The following is a 372-nucleotide window of genomic DNA, read 5'->3' as shown; positions in this document are numbered from 1 at the left end:
AAGGTTGGGTAACACTAACTGGAGGACCGAACCGACTAATGTTGAAAAATTAGCGGATGACTTGTGGCTGGGGGTGAAAGGCCAATCAAACCGGGAGATAGCTGGTTCTCCCCGAAAGCTATTTAGGTAGCGCCTCGTGAACTCATCTTCGGGGGTAGAGCACTGTTTCGGCTAGGGGGCCATCCCGGCTTACCAAACCGATGCAAACTCCGAATACCGAAGAATGTTATCACGGGAGACACACGGCGGGTGCTAACGTCCGTCGTGAAGAGGGAAACAACCCAGACCGCCAGCTAAGGTCCCAAAGTCATGGTTAAGTGGGAAACGATGTGGGAAGGCACAGACAGCCAGGATGTTGGCTTAGAAGCAGCC

The 372-nt window shown here is 53.2% G+C and carries 1 rRNA gene; it reads left to right on the top strand.

Features of this window, described 5'->3' with window-relative positions:
• Positions 1-372 (top strand): 23S ribosomal RNA (locus KHA85_RS20595); the annotation flags it as partial.

This window comes from Dietzia massiliensis, assembly GCF_018390595.1.
Classification (GTDB): Bacteria; Actinomycetota; Actinomycetes; order Mycobacteriales; family Mycobacteriaceae; genus Dietzia; species Dietzia massiliensis.
Note: the sequence above shows the minus strand (reverse complement) of the source record. Positions and strands in the feature narration are given on the sequence as shown.